3 protein-coding genes are annotated in these 4,195 nt (G+C 35.6%); 1 reads left to right on the plus strand and 2 read right to left on the minus strand.

Annotated elements, in window-relative coordinates; translation table 11 throughout:
* Positions 1-381: 381 nt before the first annotated feature.
* Positions 382-1,344, minus strand: a complete 963-nt coding sequence (locus VKA52_RS07680) for a helix-turn-helix transcriptional regulator (protein WP_326314900.1) — start codon at positions 1,342-1,344, stop codon at positions 382-384.
* A gap of 90 nt (positions 1,345-1,434) precedes the next feature.
* Between VKA52_RS07680 and VKA52_RS07685 the strand changes: the two genes are divergently transcribed.
* A complete protein-coding gene (locus VKA52_RS07685; RefSeq protein WP_326314901.1) occupies positions 1,435-2,304 on the plus strand; it encodes an SDR family oxidoreductase in 870 nt (289 codons plus the stop codon).
* 781 nt (positions 2,305-3,085) lie between these two features.
* On the opposite strand, the gene VKA52_RS07690 is transcribed toward VKA52_RS07685, so the two are convergent.
* Entirely contained in the window at positions 3,086-3,889 is an 804-nt protein-coding gene (locus VKA52_RS07690) for an alpha/beta fold hydrolase (RefSeq protein ID WP_326314903.1), read from the minus strand.
* Positions 3,890-4,195: the final 306 nt, after the last annotated feature.

The raw sequence follows: 4,195 nt of genomic DNA on the forward strand, positions 1-4,195 counted from the left end.
ACATTTAATCATCCACCTCTTTCAACTATAACGATCTGTTACTATAGCCTACGTAAAATATCTTTGATGGTTTCATTTTCCAGTGAATTTAGATAAGCTTTTATGTAAAAAGACGACCGTCACTAATTAGACAATCGCCCCCGTTACTTGAAGACTCGATTTCAAGATAACAATATGGAAAAAACTATTTTTTCTCTAATATCAATATAAAGATTTCAAACTTTTGGTTCTTCGAACAATAAATTAATACTTCCCAATATCACTTCGGGAAATTCATCTTGAGCATCGCCGTTCACAAAACGACTAACACAGTTGGTCCTGTCACACCTTAATAGTCATACCTGCTTTATACCACCAAATCGTCAGAAGAACTTACAATACTTATTCATATAAATCAATTATTTCCCTTGCCCTATCGGTTACTTTTTTTATTAAATCCATTGGGGAGATAATTTTCACGTCGTTTCCAAACCCTACTATAAAATTAACAGCTTCATCTTCGGTGTTGAAAGTTAATTCTAGATCTGCCCAGTCATTTTTTGTAATCTTTTCATTATCTGTTGTTTGGACGAAACGTCCAGAAAACATAATTCGTTTATGGGCAAAAGATGACACTTTAACATTAACGCGAAACTTAGGCAGACTGTGCATAAATTGTTTTTTAGATTCCTCCCAATGTTCCGATAAATTAAAATTCATTGGCCTAGTAAAGTCTTCATCAGTTAATACACAATCAATAACTCTATTAATCTTATAGCTGCGAAATTCATCTTGTTTATTCAGTGCTACCACATACCAACTGCTTGATTTGGCTACTAGTCCAAGTGGCTTAATGATATATTCTTTTACTTCTCCATTTGCTTTTTGGTAATTGATAGTTGTTTTTTTATTGTTCATGACAGCTTCTTTCATTACTTCCATAGCCTTATTCGCCTCAACTTGAGTATTCTTCCACGTGCCCATATCAACATGTATTCTTTCCCAAAGTTTCACTACACTTTGTTTGGTTTCTTCTGGAAAAGATAACAGTAACTTATCCCTGATCTTCTTTGAAGAGACACCCATATTCAGATCATTAATTATTTTTTCAGCATGAGGCAAAAATAAAGACATCATTTCTTTTTCCTTCAACCAGCTTAATTTTTGTTTCCAATCATCTACAAGCCTCCACCCTCCCGCTGGGCCACGTTCAGAATAAATTGGGATACCAGCAGCACTTAATGATTCCATATCTCTATGTACGGTCCTCTCTGAAACCTCAAGTTCTTTAGATATTTCACGAGTAGATATAACCTCTCCATGCTGTAAAAGAAGTAAAACCTTAATTAACCTTTCAGCTTTCATTTGCTGCTCTCCTAACTTTTTAATTATGACATAAGGTGTCATATATTTACTTTATTATAAGAATAAATGAAAAGAAAGGATGGATATAATATGAATCTAGAAAATCAAACTGTCCTTGTAGCTGGCGCAACAAGAGGGGCAGGTCGTGCTATGGCAATTAAACTTGGTGAAGCCGGCGCTACTGTCTATGTTACAGGGCGTACGACAAGAGAAGAACAATCGCCTATGGAACGAAAAGAAACTATTGAAGAAAGCGCAGAGCTTGTTACTAGGGCAGGTGGAAAGGGCATTCCTGTAAAAGTCGACCATACAGATGAATATCAAGTTAAGAATCTTATCCAAAAAATCGAAGAAGAACAGGATGGACAACTAGACATCCTTGTCAATGATGTATGGGGAGGTGACCCATTGACCGAGTGGGGAAAAGACGTAGCCGAACATGATCTTCAAAAAGGTTTACAGATGCAGCAACAGGCTGTTCACGCCCATATAATAACCACCCATTATGCATTACCTTTAATGAAAAAAAACAACAAGGGTTTAGTTGTAGAAATAACCGACGGGATAGATTATGACTATCGAGGGAACTTTTACTATAGTCTTGCGAAAATATCTAACATTCATATGGCAAAGGCATTGGCACAAGACCTTAAGGATTACAATATTACTTCTATAGCATTAACTCCTGGTTTCCTGCGTTCGGAAGCAATGCTTGATACCTTTGGTATCACAGAAGAAAATTGGAAAGAAGGCGTGAAAGTCGACAAACACTTCATCGCCTCTGAAACACCTTTTTATATCGGTGAAGCACTTAAACATCTCGCTTTAGATACGGAAGTGCATAGGTTTAACGGGAAAACATTAAGTACATGGGAGCTTTCAGACATCTATGGATTTAAAGACATAGATGGTACCCAACCTCACTGGGGAAATTACTTTAAAGAACATGTAGAAGAATAATTTATTACAGTGAAGCCAAATGATGCTAGGTGCAACATACAACAATAAAGTCAAAATTAAATACTCGGATTGTATATTAATAGAGAGGGCTATTGGCGATTCGTCAGTAGCCCTCTGAATATAATTTAGCTGAACAACTTCAACTTCTACTAAACGGATTAAATCTATCTTGTTCAGTGTCACAATTAACTGTATTAAAAAATTACTTTTATCTTGAATTCGAGTCTTCAATTAAACTGCCCAAAACAATAAGAAGGAGGCAATTCTTCTGTTAAAGAATTGCCCCCGTTTCGTAAAGACTTGAATCCGAGATAATCTCGAGTTGCTTTTACTAAAGCTCCCATTAATCTTGAATAACCGAGTCTCAACATTTTCTTATTTAAATCAACTTTTCAGGATTTAAAGCGTAAAGTTCAATAAAGCCACAGTTAGTACATGCATAACAAGGATAAACCTCACTCATAGTTTTTGAGTTTGCTTTCACAGTTGATTTGTAAACCCTTATAGGATGACTGTCTAACTTAGCTTCTACCATTACTGATTTACATTTAATACATGTGTTTTCCATAAATTTCAACCCTTCTATTTTAAAAAAATATTAGTTTAACTGCTCCGTTAGAACAATAAGCGATAAACATTCTGTAGCTATCGCCCCTATATCCGGAAGACTTGATTTTGAGATATATTAAGGTAGGTTTTAAACTAAAGTCTGTTGATTCAATATAAAATAGACTTTCTATAGCTGGGTTAGTAAAGTAGGAAATTCGAATTTTAAAAAAAGTTATTTTCGTGGAAAATATTCCGACTCAAGTATGTTTAACCAGTTATGAACTAACTCATTAAACACATCGGGTTGTTCAATTTGTAGGTTGTGACCAGCCATATCAAGTACTGTAAAAGTTGCTCTTGGATAATCTTCAATTAATCGCCACGCATCATGGTATCCTACTATATTGTCCTGACGCCCTGTGATGATTAGCGTCGGATACTCAAGTTTAGATGAAATATCAAAAGTAAAGCCATATCCATTTTGACGAATGTGATTTAAAAATTCATAGTTTGTCTGTTTAGAAGGAAGTAAAATTTCACTTCGAAACCTCTCCCATTCAGTTTGACCTTGCACCACCCCCATAGAGCAAAATGCATCGGCATCCTCCGAAGACAAATATGATATTAAGTGACTATCTCTTTTTAAAACTTTCTGCTGTGGTACTACCCTTTCATCGAAATTAGGGATAGTCAAAGGTGCTATCAGCAATAATCCACGAACTGTGTCCTTCAATGAATGAACTACACCTCTGGCAATGTACCCTCCATATGAACTACCACAAATAATAAACGGCTGATCAGGGATAATCTCGTTTAAAAGATGTAATACTGCTTCTAAAATATCATCAGAGTTCTGAATAAATGGTTGTGCCTGGGATTGCCCCATACCCGGTAAGTCTATGTATATCCTTTTCCAACCGTTTCTTTTCTCGAATAGTGGTTCCATTGCCTGTAACATTACTTGATGGTCAAGTGTCCAACCATGCAACATAACGATAGGGTATCCTTCTCCTATTACTTTATGGTAAATCGACATATATGTGTCTCCCTCTTTCCTATAATCAGATGTATAGACTTAAACACTTGATTCTCTGATCCATAAATCAAATTTAAAAAAAGTCCCTTGTTTAACCATCTTCCTCTGTCATTTCTATACTTTAACCCGCTTAATTAAAAAGGGAGCATAAACTATTGATGAATTGCCCCCGTTTCGTGAAGACTTGAAACCGAGGTACTTTGGAGTTCTTCAACTAATGCACCCTTTAGTTTAAGTGAAATTATTCACAAAATTTATTGATAACACCTTTACGTTCATAAAAGCACCAATATCGATTAACCCTTA

Origin of the sequence: Halobacillus sp. HZG1, from assembly GCF_035818575.1 — a bacterium.
GTDB classification, from domain to species: domain Bacteria; phylum Bacillota; class Bacilli; order Bacillales; family Halobacillaceae; genus Halobacillus; species Halobacillus litoralis.